Source organism: Azospirillum tabaci (assembly GCF_014596085.1).
Classification (GTDB): Bacteria; Pseudomonadota; Alphaproteobacteria; order Azospirillales; family Azospirillaceae; genus Azospirillum; species Azospirillum tabaci.
Genome location: NZ_JACCJY010000073.1, coordinates 1 through 1,305, shown reverse-complemented (window position 1 = coordinate 1,305; position 1,305 = coordinate 1). Strand labels below are relative to the sequence as shown.

1 protein-coding gene is annotated in these 1,305 nt (G+C 68.1%); it reads right to left on the bottom strand.

All coding sequences use genetic code 11. From position 1 onward, the window contains the following. The coding region (sucC, locus tag H0B54_RS29280) for an ADP-forming succinate--CoA ligase subunit beta (RefSeq protein WP_188263265.1) at positions 1–962 on the bottom strand (962 nt) is incomplete at its 3' end. Positions 963–1,305: the final 343 nt, after the last annotated feature.

The following is a 1,305-nucleotide window of genomic DNA, read 5'->3' as shown; positions in this document are numbered from 1 at the left end:
TCGACGTTCGGGTCGGAGAGGATCAGCTTGAAGGCCGCGGTGACGCGCTCCTTCGTGGCGCCGCCGCCGACGTCGAGGAAGTTGGCCGGCTCGCCGCCGTACAGCTTGATGATGTCCATGGTCGCCATCGCCAGGCCGGCGCCGTTGACCATGCAGCCGATGTTGCCGTCCAGCTTGACGTAGTTCAGGTCGTGCTTGGCGGCCTCGACCTCGGCCGGGTCCTCTTCCGCGACATCGCGCAGTTCGGCCACGTTCTTGTGGCGGAACAGGGCGTTGTCGTCGAAGGCCATCTTGGCGTCCAGCGCCAGGATCTCGCCGGCGCCGGTGACGATCAGCGGGTTGATCTCGACGATCGCGCAGTCCAGCTCGGTGAAGGCGCGGTACATGGCGGTCAGGAACTTCGCCGCCGCCCCGACCTGCTTGCCTTCGAGGCCGAGCGCGAAGGCAACCTTGCGGGTGTGGTAGCCCTGGATGCCGGTGGCCGGATCGACGGCGACCTTGACGATCTTCTCCGGCGTGTTGTGGGCGACCTCCTCGATCTCCATTCCGCCTTCGGTGGACGCCATGATGGTGACGCGGCCGGTGGCGCGGTCGACCAGCATGCCGAGATACAGCTCGCGCTTGATGTCGGCGCCTTCCTCGACGTAGAGGCGCTTGACCTCGCGGCCGTCCGGACCGGTCTGCTTGGTGACCAGCACGTGGTTCAGCATCTCGCCGGCGTTCTTGCCGACCTCCTCGATGGACTTGACGACGCGGACGCCGCCCTTGCCCTCGGGGTTGTCCTTGAAGCGGCCGGCGCCGCGGCCGCCCGCGTGGATCTGCGACTTCACGACCCACACCGGGCCGCCCAGCTCGCGGGCGACGGCCTCGGCCTCCTCGGGAGAGAACGCGACGCCGCCGCGGGGCACCGCGACGCCGTACGTCTTCAGCAGGCCTTTGGCCTGATACTCATGGATGTTCATGGCTGTCTTCGGGTGTTTAAAATGGAAGGGTGCGGGGCGCAGGGCGGCATCGGTACTGGCGCGTCCTGCGCCGGCACCCTGCGTCCTGTGCTGAATGTGTGGAAGAATGATGGTGTGAGCCGGCGGCCCGCCGGATGTCCGCGGTCACACCCCCGCTCTTCGGGACGGCGTGCACCGGCGGTCCGGCCTCTCATGGAATGGGCGTCCCGACGGGACGCCCATTCCACGGCTGTCTTTACTCGGCGGCCATGCGGGGAACCACCAGCCCCAGCGCGCCGCTGTCGCGGACCTCGGAGATGCGGCGCTCGTCGAAGCCGAGCACCTCGCGCAGGATCTCGTCGGT